Source organism: Anaerolinea thermophila UNI-1, from assembly GCF_000199675.1.
GTDB classification, from domain to species: Bacteria; Chloroflexota; Anaerolineae; order Anaerolineales; family Anaerolineaceae; genus Anaerolinea; species Anaerolinea thermophila.
Genome location: NC_014960.1, coordinates 1,145,224 through 1,162,099 on the forward strand (window position 1 = coordinate 1,145,224; position 16,876 = coordinate 1,162,099).

The window sequence follows — 16,876 nt, forward strand, 5'->3', positions numbered from 1 at the left end:
GAGCGCAGGATGGGTTTTCCAATCTTGAGCCTGATCATCTTTATTCCTCTCGTTGCCGGGCTGATCATCCTGGCGATGCCGGCGGAGCGCAAGCAAGCCATTCGTGTGATTGCACTGATTGCCAGCCTGCTGGATCTGGCGCTGGCGTTCTGGGTGTACTTCGCCTACGATGTGCAATTGGGGGGCTATCAGTTCATTGAGCGCATGGAGTGGGTGAAATCGCTGGGCATTGCCTACTTCACGGGGGTGAACGGCGTCAGTGTGCCGCTGGTGCTTCTGGGAGCGGTGGTTCTTACTGCCGGGGTGATGGTTTCCTGGCATGTGGAAGAGCGCCCACGTGAATTTTTCGCTTTTTACATGTTCCTGGGTACCAGCGTTCAGGGTGTTTTCTGTTCGCTGGACCTGTTCATGCTGTTTTTCTTCTTTGAATTGGCGGTATTCCCCAAATACCTGATGATTGCCATTTGGGGCTACCCCAAAACCCGTGATTACGGCTCGATGAAACTGACCCTTTACCTCTTCCTGGGGTCGGTGCTTTCCCTGGTGGGGGTGCTGGCGATGTGGAGCGCAGGTGGGCATACCTTCGACATGCTGCAACTGGAACAGGCAGGTTTCAGCCGTGCCTTCCAGATTGGCTGGTTCCTGGTGGTCTTTGGCGGGTTTGCCATTCTGGGGGGTATTTTCCCCTTCCATTCCTGGGCGCCCGATGGTCATGTTGCCGCGCCGACAGCCGTTTCGATGATGCTGGCGGGTGTGGAGATGAAAGTAGGGGCGTTCGCTGCTCTGCGTGTAGCCATCACTCTCATGCCTGAGGGGGCGCAGTTCTATGCACCGCTCATTCTGGCGCTGGGAACGGTCAATGTAGTGTATGGCGCGCTGATTGCCATGATTCAGAGTGATTTCAAGTATGTCATCGGCTTCTCCTCTGTTTCGCACATGGGGCTGGTGATGATTGGTTTTGCCACCCTGAACCGCGAGGGGTTGCTCGGCGCTGGCTTGCAGATGTTCTCCCATGGCGTGATGACGGCTCTCTTCTTTGCTGTGGTTGGTATGGTGTACGACCGCGCGCATACCCGTCATATTCCCGAACTGGGGGGCTTGGTTCAGAAAATGCCCTTGGCGGCGCTGGGCTTCATTGTGGCAGGGTTGGTTTCGATGGGCATGCCTGCCTTCTCCGGCTTTGTGGCAGAGTTTCCCATCTTCATGGGCGCCTGGCAGGTGATGCCGATTGTAGCCATCATCGCCATTCTGGGTGTGATTGTCACCGCTGGATACATTTTGCTGGTTGTCCGCAGGGTTTTCTTTGGAAGCCTTCCTGAAAATTTGAATGTCCTGGTGGGAGATGTCTCTGTAATGGATAAGATTGTTATCGTGGGACTCTCGGCGATGATGATTTTGATGGGCATTTTGCCCACCTGGAGTCGGATGGTCCCATTGATTGAGTCGGGCATTGCCCAAATTCTGGTCCTGGTGGGAGGAGCCTAAATGACACCTGCTCCCTTTGAACCTTCAATGCTTTTAACCATTCTTCCGGAAATGTTGCTGGTTGTTCTGGCGGCGCTGGTGCTGATTTTGAACGTGGGGTTGCGTCGTCAGGCAGATGGTGTGCTGGGGTGGTTTACCGCTATTGGCTTGGCGGTGATTGCGGTGTTAAGCGCGGTATTTGCCCGCCCTGCCGAGACCCCACAGTTAATTTTTGGGGGAATGCTTCGGCTGGATTGGGTGTCTTTCAGTTTCCGCTTGCTTTTCCTGCTCGGTGCAGCGATTACCGTGCTGATTTCTATCGGGCATTCTCGCACCCTCACGGGGGAGTATCTGGCCCTGGTGCTGGTGGCAACCCTGGGAATGAGCCTGATGGCGTCTTCTGCGAATCTCATCATGCTTTACCTGGCAATTGAGACCACCTCGCTCCCACTGTATATCCTGGCGGGTTTCCACATTGAGAGCCAGAAATCGGTTGAATCGGGCATCAAGTATATGCTCTATGGTGCAGTCACCTCGGCGGTGATGCTTTACGGCTTCAGTTGGCTTTTCGGGCTGAGTGGTACTGCCAATCTTACCATGATCCCCTTCCGCCTTACTCAGAGCGGCGTTTCCTCGCTACTGGTGGGCGGTGCGCTTTTCCTGACTCTGGTGGGGTTTGGGTTCAAAATTTCGGTGGCTCCCTTCCATTTCTGGGCGCCGGATGTCTATGAGGGCGCGCCTACACCGATTGCAGGCTTCCTGTCCACGGCTTCCAAAGCGGCAGGTTTTGCCGTGCTGGTGCGTGTGTTGCTGGTGGTGTTCCCGCAGATGGCATCCTTCTGGACGATGGTGGTTGCCATCCTCGCAGCGTTGAGTATGATCATCGGAAACCTGCTCGCCCTGACCCAGCGGAATCTTAAGCGCTTGCTGGCGTACTCTTCGATTGCTCAGGCAGGGTATATTCTGGTTGGTGTGGCTGCAGATTCTCCGCTTGGGGTGGCGGGAATGGTGTATTACCTGGCTTCGTATCTGGTCACCAATCTGGCGGCATTTGCCATTGTCTGGTTGGTGGCGCAACAGGTTGGTTCAGAGGACCTGGATGCCTTTGCCGGACTGGGAAAACGTAACCCGGCGATTGCCCTGGCGATGCTCATCAGTTTGCTCTCGCTGGGAGGGATTCCTCCCTTGAGTGGTTTTATTGGAAAGGTGCTGGTGTTTGCTGCAGCAATTGAAGCGGGGCAGATCGCCCTTGCTATTCTTGGCGTGCTGACCTCAGTCATTGGGTTATACTACTATCTTACGGTGATGAAAACCCTTTACCGCCCGGGCGCTGATGAAACTCCTTTGAAGCCTTCGGTTTCCTGGAAAACCGCTATGCTGGTTTGTGTGGTCTTGATGCTGGCGCTCGGGGTGATTGTGGCTCCTTGGTACGGGCAATCTCTTGCCGCGGCTTCGGCGTTGTTCTAAAGAGCGTATGAACCTTACCAGACAGCAGAGGAACCGTGAGGGGAATCTGCTGTCTTTTTCATAGGAAGAGGATATGGATTTTTTAGAGCAGTTTGAGGCTTATCAAGAGGTGTGGCGAGACCGCCAGAAAGCCGAAGAATGGCTGGATTGGTACCGTTTTCGCCGTCTTTCATTCGTTCCGAATCTTTTACCTGAACAGGCTCTTCAACTACCCGCGCAGGAGGTCATTTCCCTCCTCAGAGCGCGGTATGGTAAAGCGGTTGATCTTGCCTTGAGTGAAGAGTACAGCCGTCCCGAAACGGCTTGTTCACTACCTCCTGAACTGCTAAGCCCGGTGCAGGACCATCCAGACACTACCTGGCTGAAGCGCACCCGCATGGTGGGGGTGAACATTCGCACCATTGGTAACTTTTTCAATCTAGTCAAATACTGTCTTACCTTGCCTGAGGTTTACGACTCCATTCACATCCTGCCCATTTGGGAGCCCGGGGTGGTCGCCAGCATCTATGGGATGAGTTCGTGGCAAATCAACCGTGAGTTTTACAGTGTGGAACTGGCAGAATTGTTCCCCTGGTTGAATCGGGTGGAGGCGCAATTGAAAGCGGTGATTCACCTGCTCCATGTGATGGGGCGGGCAGTGGGCATGGATGTGATTCCCCATACCGACCGTTTTTCGGAGATGGCACTGGCTTACCCGGAATACTTTGAATGGATGCAACGACGGGATTTGGACATTGTGGATCATTCAGACGATTTAATTCCGCGGGTGCAGGCGGTGATCTGGGCTTTTGTGCAGGAGCATGGCTCTGCCGTTGAGGGTGTGCCTGTTCCGGCATCGGCTGAAGCCTTCTTTTCTCCACAAACCGAAGAAAAGGACAGGCTCAGAGTCCTTTTTGGCACACCGGAAGATTTCTGGGGGCGCTTAAATCGACGTATGGCGCTCATCCGGCGATTGTATGAACAGGGGCTGGAGACAGTTCCTGCTACCATGGCGCCGCCTTTCAGGGGGATTGAGGTAGACCCATCTCCGGATGCAGAGGTAGTGGACGAATTTGGCATGGTATGGCGCGATTTTCGCATGACGAATCCTACTTCCATGTCGCGGGTGTTCAATCCCCTGGCGCGCTATCGCCTGTATGAGAGTAAAGAGGATGGCAAGACCTGGGAACTGGATTTCAGCAAGCCGGTAAAGCCGGTGTGGGAGTATGTTTGTTCCCATTATGCTGAAGTCCAAAAATCCTTTGGATTTGACTTTATGCGCGGAGATATGTCCCACGTGCAGATGCGCCCGGAAGGCGTACCCGATCAGGTGGATGAGTCTTACGACATCCTTGGTGCGGTGAAAGAGACCATTCGACAGAGGAATAATGTTCCTTCTTTTGGTTATTTTGCCGAGTCCTTTCTTCCACCGCGAGATGTCATGGGCTATGGCGAAGAAATTGATCATCTGGAAGCCTCGCAAGCCGATGTCACCCTGGGAGATTTGCAGTCCACCTGCATGGGGACGGCGGAGTTCCTGCAACGTTTCCGCTATTACGATGACCTGCTTCGCACTCGCAAGTGTGCTCCCTGCTTTACCGTGATGACCTCGGATAAGGACGACCCCCGTTTTGACCGTTTTTATCTGCACGGTAACGAAGCCCGTTATTTCCTCTCCCTGATGCTGACAGATATGCCCTCGTATGTGGCGCTGGGATTCGAAACCCGCGACCCACACCCCGAACCTGCGCCGAATGAGTATTACACCAAACTGTACGTGTTTCAGGAAAAGCGTGGAAGTAAAGTGACGCATGGAATGTACCGCTGGGGTAGAAATACTCGCCTGTACGCCAATCTTCAGCGCATCCGCTGGTTTTATGAGAAAATCCGCGAGGACATTGAAGATTCCACAACGCGCTGGCTCATCCCGCCGGACGCTACAGGGATGAACCCCATTGTGGCATGGACGCAAGCGGGCGAATCCCCATCCTTTGTCTTTCTGGTCAACACCAACCCGCACCGCAGAGTGGGCAGGTTTGGTTTATCTGTGCCGTCCTCTTTGCGTCTGAGGTTAGCGTTTGCTCTACCTGCATTTCAGGATGAAGAACTGGTTTATAACGGCGTGCACTTTGTCGTTCAGGGAATGTTGCCCGGCGAAGTACGCGCATATCGGATAGAAGAAGGGTAAAGGGAGAACAGGAACATGGAAGATTTAGGGCTGGTTGCCATTGGAGAAATTCTGGTAGATCTCATCGGGACGGAGCCTGCAGAAAACCTGGATGCGACGGAGTGCTTTTGCCGATTTCAAGGCGGCTCACCTGCCAACCTGGCGGTGAACGTGGCACGCCTGGGTGGGCGTTCGGCGTTGATTGCTTGTGTAGGAAATGATGCCTTTGGGCGATTCCTGGAGCGCCGCGTAGCACAAAGCGGGGTGGATGTCCGCTGGTTGCGCCACGAGGAACAGGCTCCCACAAGTTTGGTGTTCGTGTCACGTACCTCTGGCACGCCGGACTTCCAGCCTTACCGCGGCGCCGACTTTCGCATCACAGCCCGGGATATCCCCGACGAGGTAATTCGGGCGGCGCAGGTGGTACACATCACCACCTGGCCTCTCTCGATGGAGCCTTCCCGCTCTGCGGTACTCAGCGCCATCCAGCGGGCAAAGGCATGGGGCAAAGCCGTCTCTTTTGACCCGAATTTCAGCCCCAAGGTGTGGGCAAATCATTCGCAAGCCCTGGAAGTCATTCGTGAAGTGTACCGCTCAGTGACGTTGACCAAAGCCTCGCTGGTAGATTGTCACCGCCTGTTTGGGGAGGGGGAAACGCCGGCTGAATACATTCGGCGGTTCCATGATTGGGGAGCGGAGATTGTCGTTTTCACCATGGGTGAGCAGGGCTCTTTGCTTTCCCAACGGGGACATCCTGCGTTACGATTACCGGTGCGTCCTGTTCAGGTGGTGGATGCCACCGGCGCCGGAGATGCCTTCTGGGCGGGATTCCTGACAGCCTGGATGGATGGAAAATCTCCCCGGGAATGTTTGCTCTTTGCCCGCGAGGTTGTGGAAATCAAACTGAAAACGGTTGGGCCGCTTCGCGAAGGGTTAAACCGTTGGGAAATCTATGCTCGAATGCCACAACCGGATGAGGAATTTATGCCCTGGCATGGAAGTTAACCTAAAGGATGAGTAATTTGACGAGTATTTTGGTCAATGCTATCCAATCCCTTTGCAGGTTGGTTGACGCATTAAATTTGGTTATGTTATAATCCGTTTTATGAGCCAGACCAACGCCCCGAAGCCCGATCGAAGCCGTTACTGGCTGAATCTGACGCTGGCAGGGTTTGCCGCTCAGGCAGGGTGTGTCACACTTGTAATTGTGTTAGGGGCTGTTTTAGGGGGATTGTGGCTGGATGCACGTTTTCAGACCCGTCCAGTGATGACTTTGATCCTTGTCTTCGCCAGCATCCCAATTTCATTGCTGGTGATGTTTTTTATTGTTCGTGCCACTACGGCAAAGATTAAGAGCAACCTGAAACATCAGAATGGAGAGGAGGCAGACATTGGAAAAAACGGTTAATCGTGGACCATTGGGCATTCGACATCGCTGGTGGGTCTTATTATTCATCATCCTCAACATTGTTGCGGTGATTTTTGTCAAACCCGTACAGCCTCATATTCAGGTCGCCCCTGAAAATCTCACCCATGAGCCGTTGTTCACTTTACCCGTCATCGGGGAGTTCTATCTCACCAATACCCTGGTGATGCTGGTTCTGGTACTGCTGGTTATTTTCTGGCTGGCATACTCTGTACACCGTGAATTGAAGAGTGGCACGCTGGTTCCCAAAGGGGTGGCAGGGTTGATGGAAGCCCTGGTGGAGATTCTCTATAACCTCACGGAATCTTCTGCAGGAAAGTATGCTAAAACCATCTTCCCCTGGTTTGCAACCATCCTGATTTTTGTATTGGTTGGCAACCTGATGAAACTCACCCCCATTGTGGAAACGTTTGGCTTGGTGCATGAAGTCAAGGAAGGTGGTCATGCCCTTCAGGAACTTCTTCCCGGGGTTGTGAACATTTTGCCCGGCGAAGTGCATGAAGGAGAAACGGGGTATCATATTATTCCTTTCTTCCGCGGTATTCCCACCGATTTGAACTTTACCCTGGCGCTGGCGCTCATCTCGGTGGTGATGACTCAGGTGATTGGGGTACGCGCGCAGGGCGGGGCTTATTTCTATAAGTTCTTCAATGTGCTGAATTTATTCAAGAAGCCATTCTTTGGGGCAATGGACTTTCTGGTAGGACTGCTGGAATTGATTTCCGAGTTTGCCAAAATCCTCTCATTTGCATTCCGGTTGTTCGGCAATATGTTTGCCGGTGCTGTATTGCTTTTCCTGGTAGGCTCGCTCATTCCGGTATTCATGCAGTCCTTTGTGGTGCTGTTTGAGGTGTTCGTGGGCTTGATTCAAGCCTTTGTGTTTGGCATGTTGACTATGGTCTTTATGGCTCAGGCTACTCGTGGACATGGCGGGGAGCATGGTGAGGGCGCTCACTAAGCCCTTCATTCCCTGAAACTGTTAGGATAGAAATCATTCTGGAGGAGGTAATCAAACAATGACTGGGGATATTATCGAGGCGGCAAAATTCATCGGCGCTGGGCTTTCCATGATTGGGGCTCTGGGTGCGGGGATTGGCATCGGTTTAAGTGTTCAGGGCGCGCTGGAGGGTATGGCGCGTAATCCTGACACTTATGGTAACCTGCTCACCAACATGATTTTGGGGATTGCTTTCTCGGAAGCCATCGCCATTTACTGTCTGGTGATCGCGTTCCTCATGCTCTTCGTGCTGTAAAAGGAGGGGGCTTTGGAAGCACTGGGTATTAACCTTGGTTATTTGCTGGTCTACATCTTCTCTTTCGCAGTGGTGTTTATCACCCTGCGAGCCTGGGTTTTCGTGCCGCTTTCGGAGATGATGGAAAAGCGCCGCAAGACGATTGCTCAGGGTCTGGAAGATGCCCGTATTGCCGCGGAAGCGCGCGCCAATGCGGAAAAAGAAGCTCAATCCATCCTGGCGGATGCCCAGCAGAAGGCTGCTGAAATCGTTCGTGAAGCCACTTTGCGTGCTCAGAAGGTTGAAGAAGAGATTCGCGCCCAAGCCGAAGCCGAAGCCGGTAAAGCCCGTGCTCAGGTGATGGCAGAACTCGAAGGGGAGCGCAATCGTATGCTGTCTGAGTTGCGTGGTCAGGTAGGCGCGCTAGCAATTGCCGCGGCGCAGAAGTTAATTGGCGAGAATCTGGATGAAAAGCGTCAGCATGCCCTGCTCAACGAATTCTTTGCCGGTGTCCGTGGTGGAAAAGTGGTCGTGCTGGAAGGGATTGAAAGCGTTGTTGCCGATCACGCAGAGATTGTGAGTGCTTTGCCCCTGACGGAAGAAGAACAGGAATTGGTGAAACGAGAAGTCCTCTCCCGACTGGGTTCGGCGGCGGCGGTTTCCTTCCGCGTAGATCCCTCTATCCTTGGCGGGTTGATTGTTCGTCTGGGCAACCGTGTCGTGGATGGTTCGCTGGCAGGACAACTGGAAGGTTTGCGCCAATCCTTGCGATAATTTTAGAAATTCTGTAAAACAAACCTCTCAAGAAACGGATTCTGCTTGAGAGGTTTGTTTCTTTAAAAATTGCAGGAAGGTGAGGGGAAGATTCACCTTCCTGGGGGAATGTCCGGGGCACCACACTCCCCAGACCCTACTTGAGCAGAGACATCTTTCCGGCGACAGAATAGAGAACCGATTCATCATAAAGAATATCGGTCGGGGCATTGCCATGCGTCTTGACAAAAGCCCCAATGGCTTGTACCGTGAAGGTGACTCTGCCTGTCCCCCGTAATGGCCAGATCCCCGCTCATGCAGTACAAGCCGGGACGAAAGGTTAAAGTTCCCCCATTCATCCGAATTTGTGAGTAATTTCCAAGGTTGAAAATACGATATTCTCTTTTTAAGAACTTTTTGGATAGTTTTTGTGCAATATCCACTGCTCTGGTGAGCAATCTTCGAAAAATAGGGAAACACGAGGGTGTTGAGGGTATAATCAGGACGGAAGGATGAGAATTTATGATCGGTTTTGTGCGCCGTACACTCCCTGAGTTGATTCGCCACCTTCCCATTCAGGTATTCTGGGAAGGAACTCTCCCCGATGTTCCGGTGACCGGTATTACTTATAACCATCGAGACGCTCAACCCGGTTATATCTTCGTGGCTTTCCCCGGTACCCGCGTGGATGGGCATACCTTTATCCCTCACGCCATCGAACGAGGAATCGTTGCGGTTGTAGGGATGCAGGAAATCTCCGGGCTTTCTATCCCATACTTGCGTGTATCCAATTCACGCGAGGCGCTGGCATACCTGTCGGCGGCTTTTTACAATTTCCCTGCGCATGAGATGACCGTCATCGGGGTCACCGGCACAGACGGGAAGACTACCACATCAAACCTGATTTACCAAATTTTGCTGGCTGCCGGGCATAGCGCTGGCATTGTCTCCACCGTCAATGCGGTGATTGGCGATGAAGTGGTCGATACCGGCTTTCACGTTACCACGCCCGAAGCCCCCGAGGTTCAGCGGTACCTTTCGCGTATGCGTGCTGCCGGACTTACCCATGTGGTGCTGGAAGCCACTTCGCATGGATTGGAACAGCATCGTGTTACTGGCTGCGAATTTGATGTGGGCGTGGTCACCAATATCACCCATGAGCATCTGGATTATCACGGTTCGTATGAAGCCTATCGAGCGGCAAAGGGGCGGCTTTTCACCATGCTCTCCGAAACGCCGGAAAAGCCGCATGGCAATCCTCGTCTGGCTGTGCTGAACCGTGATGACCAATCTTACGAGTATTTGCAGAGCCTTGTGCGGGTGCCTGCGGTGAGTTATGGTTTGGCTGAGGGGGCAGACCTGCGCGCAGAGAACATTCGCTATGAAGCAGATCGTTTGCGCTTTGATATTGTGGGAAGAGACTTTCGCCAGCCTGTCGAAACCTGTCTGGTGGGTGAGTACAATGTCAGCAATTGTTTAGCTGCTTTTGCCGCTACAGTTTTAGGTTTAGGCATCGACTCACAGCACGCCGCACAGGGTATTGCCAACATGAGCGGTGTGCCTGGACGCATGGAGCGCATTCACATGGGGCAGTCATTCCACGCCATCGTGGATTTTGCCCATACTCCCAATGCCCTCAAACAAGCCTTGTTAACCGCTCGTCAAATAACCAGAGGACGAGTGATTGCCGTGTTCGGCTCGGCAGGTTTGCGTGACCGCGAAAAGCGCCGCCTGATGGCGGAAGTTTCTGCACAACTGGCAGATATTTCCATCTTTACTGCCGAAGACCCGCGCACTGAGTCGCTGGAGGGAATTCTGGAAGAAATGGCGCGCGGCGCTGAGTCCCAAGGGGCTGTGCGGGGAAAGCAGTTTTATCTGGTGCCAGACCGCGGCGATGCCATCCGCATGGCGGTGCAGATGGCAAAACCGGACGATTTGGTAATTGCCTGCGGCAAAGGGCATGAGCAATCCATGTGCTTTGGCGAGACAGAATATCCCTGGGATGACCGTGTTGCCATGCGGGCAGCCCTGGCGGAACTTCTGGGTGTGCCGGGTCCTGCCATGCCATATCTGCCCACCCGGGAGCGTTAATCATGCTTGAGCCGGAGTTCTGGAAAAAGAAATCCCTCGAAGAAATGAATCAGGAGGAATGGGAAGCCCTGTGTGATGGCTGTGCCCGCTGTTGCCTGTATAAATTACAGGATGAAGAAACCGGCGAGGTCTTTTACACCAATGTGGTTTGCCGATTGCTGGATGTGGAGCGTTGCCGTTGCACGGCTTATTCTGAGCGCTCCAGCCTTATGCCTACCTGCCTTGTCCTGAACCCTCGACAAGCCCGTGAACTCAAATGGATGCCCCAGACCTGTGCCTACCGGTTGCTTGCTGAAGGAAAACCGCTGGAGTGGTGGCATCCTCTGGTTTCGGGTGATCCCAATACGGTTCATCTGGCGGGCATTTCCGTGCGTTACCGCGTGATTGAGGAAAAAGATGCTGATATGGAAGACCTGGAGTCCTATGTAGTGGACTGGTTGGGCTAGCCTTTACAGTCGAAGAAAAACAGGGGCTCACCTGGTTGGAGTGAGCCCCTGTAGTATTCTTCAATTGCCAGGCAGATTATCTGCGGCGCTGTGTACCGCGACCAGCATCCCCACGGTTGCCTCCACCGGGTTTCCCGCCGCTACGCGATTCATTCCCGGGGCGCCCCCCGCTTCGTGGAGCATTCCCCGTGCGGGAGGGGGCAGGGCGTCCGCCGCCGTTTCCACTGCGGGAACCCGGACGGTCGCGTTCCTGAGCCTCTTCCGCGCTCCAGCCTTCCAGCACAGCCTGGCGGGAAAGGCGGATTTTGCCATCGGGATCAATGTTGGTGACCATGACGGTAACTTCATCGCCCACGTTGACCACGTCTTCCACGCGGTTGACACGCTCGGAGTCCAGTTGGGAGATGTGCACCATGCCGTCCACGTTAGGCAGGATTTCGACAAAAGCGCCGAAGTCGGTCACCCGTACCACCTTGCCGGTGTAGATGCGTCCCACCTGCGGAGTCTCGGTTACGGCTTCGATGCGCTCGCGTGCCGCCATCTCTCCGGCTTTGTCGGTCGAGGCAATGTACACCGTGCCGTCGTCTTCGATGTCAATGCGGGTGTTGGTCTCTTCCTGCAAAGCGCGAATTAATTTCCCGCCCGGACCGATGATGGCGCCAATCTTGTCCACAGGTACTTTCAGGATGGTGATTCGCGGTACGTGCGGTTTCAGTTCGGGTCGGGGTGCCGGGATAACTGCCAGCATCTTCTTGAGAATGTCAAGACGGGCTTCGCGTGCCTGTGCCAGGGCGCGGGACATCAATTCTGGGGTGATGCCTTTGATCTTGATGTCCATTTGCAAAGCGGTGATGCCTTTCTCCGTTCCAGCCACCTTGAAGTCCATATCGCCCAGGTGATCTTCCAGCCCTTGAATGTCGGTCAGAATCACGGCGTTGTCGCCTTCTTTAATCAAACCCATGGCAACCCCTGCCACCGGCGCTTTGATAGGCACACCGGTATCCATCAGTGCCAGGGTAGAACCGCAAACGGACGCCATGGACGTGGAACCGTTCGAGGACAATACTTCAGAAACCAGGCGCAGGGTGTATGGGAACTCATCTTCCGGCGGAATGACCGGTTCGAGCGCCCGTTCTGCCAGCGCACCATGCCCGATTTCCCGGCGAGATTGCCCGCGCAGGGGTTTAACCTCTCCGGTGGAGTAAGGCGGGAAGTTGTAATGATGCATGTAACGCTTGGTCTCGATAGGTACAAGCGAATCCAATTCCTGCGCTTCGCGTGGAGTGCCAAGAGTGGCAAGCGTGAGGACCTGGGTCTCGCCGCGAGTGAACAACCCGGAACCATGGGCGCGTGGGCTGATGCCCACTTCGCACCAAATGGGGCGAATCTCGGTGGGGGTGCGGTGATCGGGGCGAATACCTTTTTCCAGAATGCGGCGGCGCACTACTTTCTTGTAAACTTCCGTAAAGGCGTTCTTAAGCGGTTCCACCAGTGTCTCATCGCCAGCCGCCATTTCTTCGACAATTTGCTTTTGCAGGGCATCTACGGCTTCATTCAATTGAGCCTTGTCATGGGGCGCATCCAGTGCGGCTTCCAGGGCTCCAGCGGCTTTTTCGTACACCTGATCCACCAGGGTTGGGTCAAGCGGAAACAGGGGCACTTCGCGCTTGGGTTTGCCCACTTCAGCCGCCATTTGGAGTTGAGCGTCGATGAGTGGTTGCAGGGCTTCATGCCCAAACTGCAGTGCCTGCACCATGACATCTTCTGCCACTTCTTTAGCGCCGCATTCCACCATCAGGATGGCATCGCGAGTACCGGCAATGCGCAGGTCCAGATCGGAAATCTCCATCTGGGAGAAGGTGGGGTTGATGATAAACTGCCCGTCAATCCGTCCAATGCGTACCGCCCCAACGGGTCCGCCCCATGGAATATCCGAAATCATCAGTGCCGCAGAGGCAGCGTTGATGCACAGGATATCCAGCGGGTTTTCCTGATCTGCCGAAAGCGAGAACAGGATCACCTGAACCTCATTACGCATTTCCTTGTTGAAGAGCGGGCGCAGAGGACGGTCGGTCAGACGTGCGGTAAGAATGGCTTCGGTAGAGGGTTTGCCTTCCCGACGGAAGTAGGAACCCGGAATACGTCCACCCGCGTAAAGGCGTTCTTCATATTCCACAGAGAGCGGGAAGAAGTCGATGCCTTCACGGGGTTCTGGAGACATGGTGGCGGCAGCAAAAACCATGGAATCGCCAAGGCGCACGGTCACCGCGCCGCCAGCCTGACCGGCAAGTTTGCCGGTTTCAAATACGACAGGTTGCCCTCCCACGAGGGCGGTAAAAACTTTTGATTCTGGTTGCATGATACATCCCCTTTGGCGCCCCCTGGCTCGATCAGGGACTGAAGCCTGAGGAGGAAGACTTCCTCTTCACGATTCAATTCCTAATCGTCACAGGGGCGCGCCCAACATAGAAATTAGAATGGTTTTACAAAAAAAGAGTAGATGGGCTCGCTTTCCTGCACCATCTACTCTATTATGCCTTGATGTTATTTGGTGCGCAAGTTCAGGCGTTCCGCCAGAGCGACATAACGCCTGTAATCCTTCTTCCGCAGGTAAGCGAGAAGCCGGCGGCGTTGACCGACCAGCATCAGCAACCCACGGCGGGAGGATTCATCGTGTTTGTGCATTCGCAGGTGGTTGGTCAGTTGATTGATGCGCTCGGTCAGCAATGCCACCTGAACTTCCGGTGAACCAGTATCGCCTTCGTGGCGTTGGAACTGGTTGATCAACGAGTCTTTTTGTTCTTTTGTCAAAGTCATGACGTCTGCTCTCCTTTCAAAATGGTGCAGGTCTCCAGATCGCCAGCCGAAGCCAGCCATTGGACCAGTCAACGCCACGAATTATACCACAAAATCTTAAGGATTCTCCGTCAAGGGTGCTGGGGACAATGGGATTACCCTTCTTGAAAAATGGTGTGAATTGGCAGAATTGGCATATAATACCCGGCATGCTTCCAAAATTGCAATTTACGCTGTGTTTCCTCACCCGGGGAGATGATGTCCTGATGCTTCATCGCAACCGTCCTCCGAATGCTGGATTATGGAACGGTATCGGTGGGCATTGGGAAGAGGACGAAAGCGCCCTGCAAGGCGTTCTCCGGGAAATTGAAGAGGAAACGGGGTATCATCTGGAAAAGGCTTTTTTTTGTGGCATACTGACCTGGGAAGGCTTTGAGATTCCCGCCGGTGGATTGGTGTTATTTACGGCACAGGCGCCTGAGGGAGAGCCGCAAGGATGCAGTGAAGGGAAACTGGCTTGGAAACCCAAAGAATGGCTGTTTCATTCGCCGGAGGTGGTTTCAAACATTCATGTATTTGCCCCGTATATCCTGAATGGCTCGAATCCTCTGCATTTTCATTTTATTTACGAAGCGGGCAAAATCCTTGCCTACAAAATTTCTCCGGTACCCGCCGAGTTGCGGTTATAATTGAAAAATCCATTGCTGAAGAGAGCGAGAGGAAGCATGAGCGACGAAAAATTAACCCCACAATCTGAAAATTTTTCCGAATGGTATAACCAGATCGTCCTGCGCGCCGATTTAGCAGATTATGCTCCCGTGCGGGGGTGCATGGTGGTCAAACCCTATGGTTGGGCGCTTTGGGAAAATATTCAGCAAGCGCTTGATAAACGGTTCAAAGCCACCGGGCATGTGAATGCCGCTTTCCCTCTGTTTATCCCGATGAGTTTTTTGGAAAAAGAGAAGGAACATGTTGAGGGCTTTTCTCCGGAACTGGCGGTGGTCACTGTTGGTGGTGGTGAGACGCTGGAGGAGCCTTTGGTCGTTCGTCCGACGTCAGAAACGATTATCGGGTACATGTATTCCAAGTGGATTCGCTCTTATCGGGATCTTCCCATTTTGATTAATCAATGGGGCAATGTTGTCCGTTGGGAAATGCGCACCCGTTTGTTCCTCCGCACGCTGGAGTTCTACTGGCAGGAAGGCCATACCGCTCATGCCACCCGGGAAGAAGCCATTGAAGAAACCATGCGCATGCTGGATACCTATTATCGCTTTGCCATTGAAGAAGCCGCTGTGCCGGTGATTCCCGGACGCAAGAGCCAGACGGAGAAATTTGCTGGCGCTGAAATGTCCATGACCATTGAGGCTATGATGCGTGATACCAAGGCTTTGCAGTCCGGCACTTCCCATTTCCTTGGTCAGAACTTTGCTCGTGCCTTTGACATCCGCTTCCTTGACCAGAATAACGAACTCCAGTACGCCTGGACGACTTCCTGGGGGCTTTCCACTCGCTTCATTGGTGCTATCATCATGACCCACGGGGATGATCAGGGGTTGATTTTGCCGCCGCGCCTCGCTCCGATTCAGGTTGTGATTGTGCCTATCTACCGCGATGATGCTGAACGCAGTCTGGTGATGCCGGTGGTGGACCGCCTGGAACAGGAACTGCGTGAGGCCTTCCGTGTGCATGTCGATCGCCGCGATGGCGTGACGCCCGGCTTCAAGTTTAACGACTGGGAAATGCGCGGAGTTCCCTTGCGCCTGGAAGTTGGTCCAAAGGATGTTGAAAAGAATAGTGTGGCGCTGGCGCGCCGCGATCGCCCTGGCAAAGCCGGGAAGTCCTTTGTCTCTCAAGAGGGACTGACTCAGACCATTGCCGACACTCTCAAGGATATTCATCAATCTCTGCTGGACCGCGCTATTGCCTTCCGCGATTCGCATATCCACGATGTTAAGGATTATGAGGAACTTAAACAGGTGGTGGAGGGTGGATGGGCGTTTGCCTGGTGGTGCGGTTCTGCCGCCTGCGAAGCCAAGGTTAAAGAAGATACCAAAGCCACCACCCGCTGTATCCCTCTGGATCAGCCGGGGGGGGCTGGAAGGTGTGTGGTATGCGGTGAACCTGCTACCGAAAAGGTGTACTTCGCCCGCGCTTACTGAGTTCCTTATGAGGTGCGGAGGGTAAATTCCGCACCTCTTTTTCATGGAAAGTATGCCAGCCGTTTCGGTTATTCGTTTACAGGAACAGATCACTACATTAATCGGGCGATTGAGCCACCCGATGGATTTCTACCGCGCGCTGACCGATTTTCTGGAAACGTACGGGGATCATGCCTACCGCGCAGGGGAGAGGGTGACGGGGGAGTCCATTCTTCCCTCTTACCACGTACCTCCCCTGGTATGGCGGCAGTTGGAAGTCTCACTGGCTCAGGCGGCACGGCGTTTTCCTCAGAGAACCCTGGATGTTATTCCCTTACTCTGGGAAGCCGAATACCGCGAGCCCCGGCACATTGCTGCATGGATGCTTGGGCACGTGCCCCTGTCCGAGTCCTCCGCTGTGGTGGAGATGCTCCAGCGTTTGGTGTCCCTGGATGTGGATTGGGCCCTGCTGAGGGTATTGCTGGATAAAGGGACATTGACCCTTCGCAAAGAAGGTGAGGAACCCCTTTTGCGAATGCTGGAAACATGGTTGAATCGTGAACAGCCCATGTATCGCAAAGCCGGGTTGCTTCTCTGTGAAGGGCTGGTTGCCGATCCTGCCTGGGAGAATCTGCCCGCCATTTTTCGCCTCCTGCAACCGCTGGTAGAAAAGCCAGAGCCTGCCTGGTTGAACGATTTGTTGATCGTTTTGCAAAATCTGGCTCAGCGTTCCCCTTCGGAAGTGTCTTTTTTCCTCAAACAAATTCTCAGCCGGAGTGAAGAAAATCCGCTTACTGCCCGTCTGGTGCGCAAGGTGGCTTCTTCTCTGCCTGTAGAAATGGCAGAAAATTTGCGAAAATCTGCCCGTTCGTCCTTCCCCAAAACAGGCTGAGCCAGATTGTCTCCACTTTTCT

At 53.8% G+C, this 16,876-nt stretch carries 15 protein-coding genes; 13 read left to right on the forward strand and 2 right to left on the reverse strand.

Going from position 1 to position 16,876, the window contains the following annotated elements; genetic code table 11:
• Positions 1-9: 9 nt before the first annotated feature.
• The 10 genes from ANT_RS05225 (at position 10) to ANT_RS05270 (ending at position 11,025) form a co-directional block, all read left to right on the forward strand.
• A complete protein-coding gene (locus tag ANT_RS05225; protein ID WP_013559471.1) occupies positions 10-1,485 on the forward strand; it encodes a complex I subunit 4 family protein in 1,476 nt (491 codons plus the stop codon).
• The gene (locus ANT_RS05230) at positions 1,486-2,931 is read left to right on the forward strand and encodes an NADH-quinone oxidoreductase subunit N (protein ID WP_013559472.1); all 1,446 of its coding nucleotides are present in this window, start codon (positions 1,486-1,488) and stop codon (positions 2,929-2,931) included.
• A gap of 73 nt (positions 2,932-3,004) precedes the next feature.
• Positions 3,005-5,098, forward strand: a complete 2,094-nt coding sequence (locus ANT_RS05235; protein WP_013559473.1) for an alpha-amylase family protein — start codon at positions 3,005-3,007, stop codon at positions 5,096-5,098.
• 15 nt (positions 5,099-5,113) lie between these two features.
• Entirely contained in the window at positions 5,114-6,082 is a 969-nt protein-coding gene (locus ANT_RS05240) for a carbohydrate kinase family protein (RefSeq protein ID WP_013559474.1), read from the forward strand.
• A 100-nt stretch (positions 6,083-6,182) separates the two neighbouring features.
• The gene (locus ANT_RS05245) at positions 6,183-6,485 is read left to right on the forward strand and encodes an AtpZ/AtpI family protein (protein WP_013559475.1); all 303 of its coding nucleotides are present in this window, start codon (positions 6,183-6,185) and stop codon (positions 6,483-6,485) included.
• Positions 6,469-7,461, forward strand: a complete 993-nt coding sequence (gene atpB / locus ANT_RS05250) for a F0F1 ATP synthase subunit A (protein WP_041454685.1) — start codon at positions 6,469-6,471, stop codon at positions 7,459-7,461. The genes ANT_RS05245 and atpB overlap by 17 nt, the downstream gene beginning before the upstream one ends.
• A gap of 58 nt (positions 7,462-7,519) precedes the next feature.
• Positions 7,520-7,756 carry an ATP synthase F0 subunit C gene (gene atpE, locus ANT_RS05255; protein ID WP_013559477.1) on the forward strand — a complete coding sequence of 79 codons (237 nt, stop codon included), beginning with the start codon at positions 7,520-7,522 and terminating at the stop codon, positions 7,754-7,756.
• A gap of 12 nt (positions 7,757-7,768) precedes the next feature.
• Positions 7,769-8,509, forward strand: coding sequence for a F0F1 ATP synthase subunit B (atpF, locus tag ANT_RS05260; protein ID WP_013559478.1), 741 nt, complete (start codon positions 7,769-7,771; stop codon positions 8,507-8,509).
• Positions 8,510-9,010: 501 nt separating this feature from the next.
• Positions 9,011-10,579, forward strand: coding sequence for a UDP-N-acetylmuramoyl-L-alanyl-D-glutamate--2,6-diaminopimelate ligase (locus tag ANT_RS05265; RefSeq protein WP_013559479.1), 1,569 nt, complete (start codon positions 9,011-9,013; stop codon positions 10,577-10,579).
• A gap of 2 nt (positions 10,580-10,581) precedes the next feature.
• Entirely contained in the window at positions 10,582-11,025 is a 444-nt protein-coding gene (locus ANT_RS05270) for a YcgN family cysteine cluster protein (RefSeq protein ID WP_013559480.1), read from the forward strand.
• Between the two features lie 76 nt (positions 11,026-11,101).
• Here ANT_RS05270 and ANT_RS05275 read toward each other — a convergent pair whose 3' ends face one another.
• Together ANT_RS05275 and rpsO are read right to left on the reverse strand one after the other, a co-directional pair.
• Positions 11,102-13,384: a polyribonucleotide nucleotidyltransferase gene (locus ANT_RS05275; RefSeq protein ID WP_013559481.1), complete on the reverse strand. Its 2,283-nt coding sequence runs from the start codon at positions 13,382-13,384 to the stop codon at positions 11,102-11,104.
• A 185-nt stretch (positions 13,385-13,569) separates the two neighbouring features.
• Positions 13,570-13,842 carry a 30S ribosomal protein S15 gene (rpsO, locus tag ANT_RS05280; RefSeq protein ID WP_013559482.1) on the reverse strand — a complete coding sequence of 91 codons (273 nt, stop codon included), beginning with the start codon at positions 13,840-13,842 and terminating at the stop codon, positions 13,570-13,572.
• 188 nt (positions 13,843-14,030) lie between these two features.
• Here rpsO and ANT_RS05285 point away from each other — a divergent pair, with 188 nt between their 5' ends.
• Genes ANT_RS05285 through ANT_RS05295 form a run of 3 tightly spaced genes read left to right on the forward strand, consistent with a single transcriptional unit; the run spans position 14,031 to position 16,854 of the window.
• Complete coding sequence (locus ANT_RS05285) at positions 14,031-14,510, forward strand: NUDIX hydrolase (protein ID WP_013559483.1); 480 nt, start codon at positions 14,031-14,033, stop codon at positions 14,508-14,510.
• A gap of 36 nt (positions 14,511-14,546) precedes the next feature.
• The gene (gene proS, locus ANT_RS05290; protein WP_013559484.1) at positions 14,547-15,983 is read left to right on the forward strand and encodes a proline--tRNA ligase; all 1,437 of its coding nucleotides are present in this window, start codon (positions 14,547-14,549) and stop codon (positions 15,981-15,983) included.
• A gap of 52 nt (positions 15,984-16,035) precedes the next feature.
• Positions 16,036-16,854, forward strand: a complete 819-nt coding sequence (locus ANT_RS05295) for a DNA alkylation repair protein (protein ID WP_041454688.1) — start codon at positions 16,036-16,038, stop codon at positions 16,852-16,854.
• The last annotated feature ends 22 nt before the right edge of the window (positions 16,855-16,876 follow it).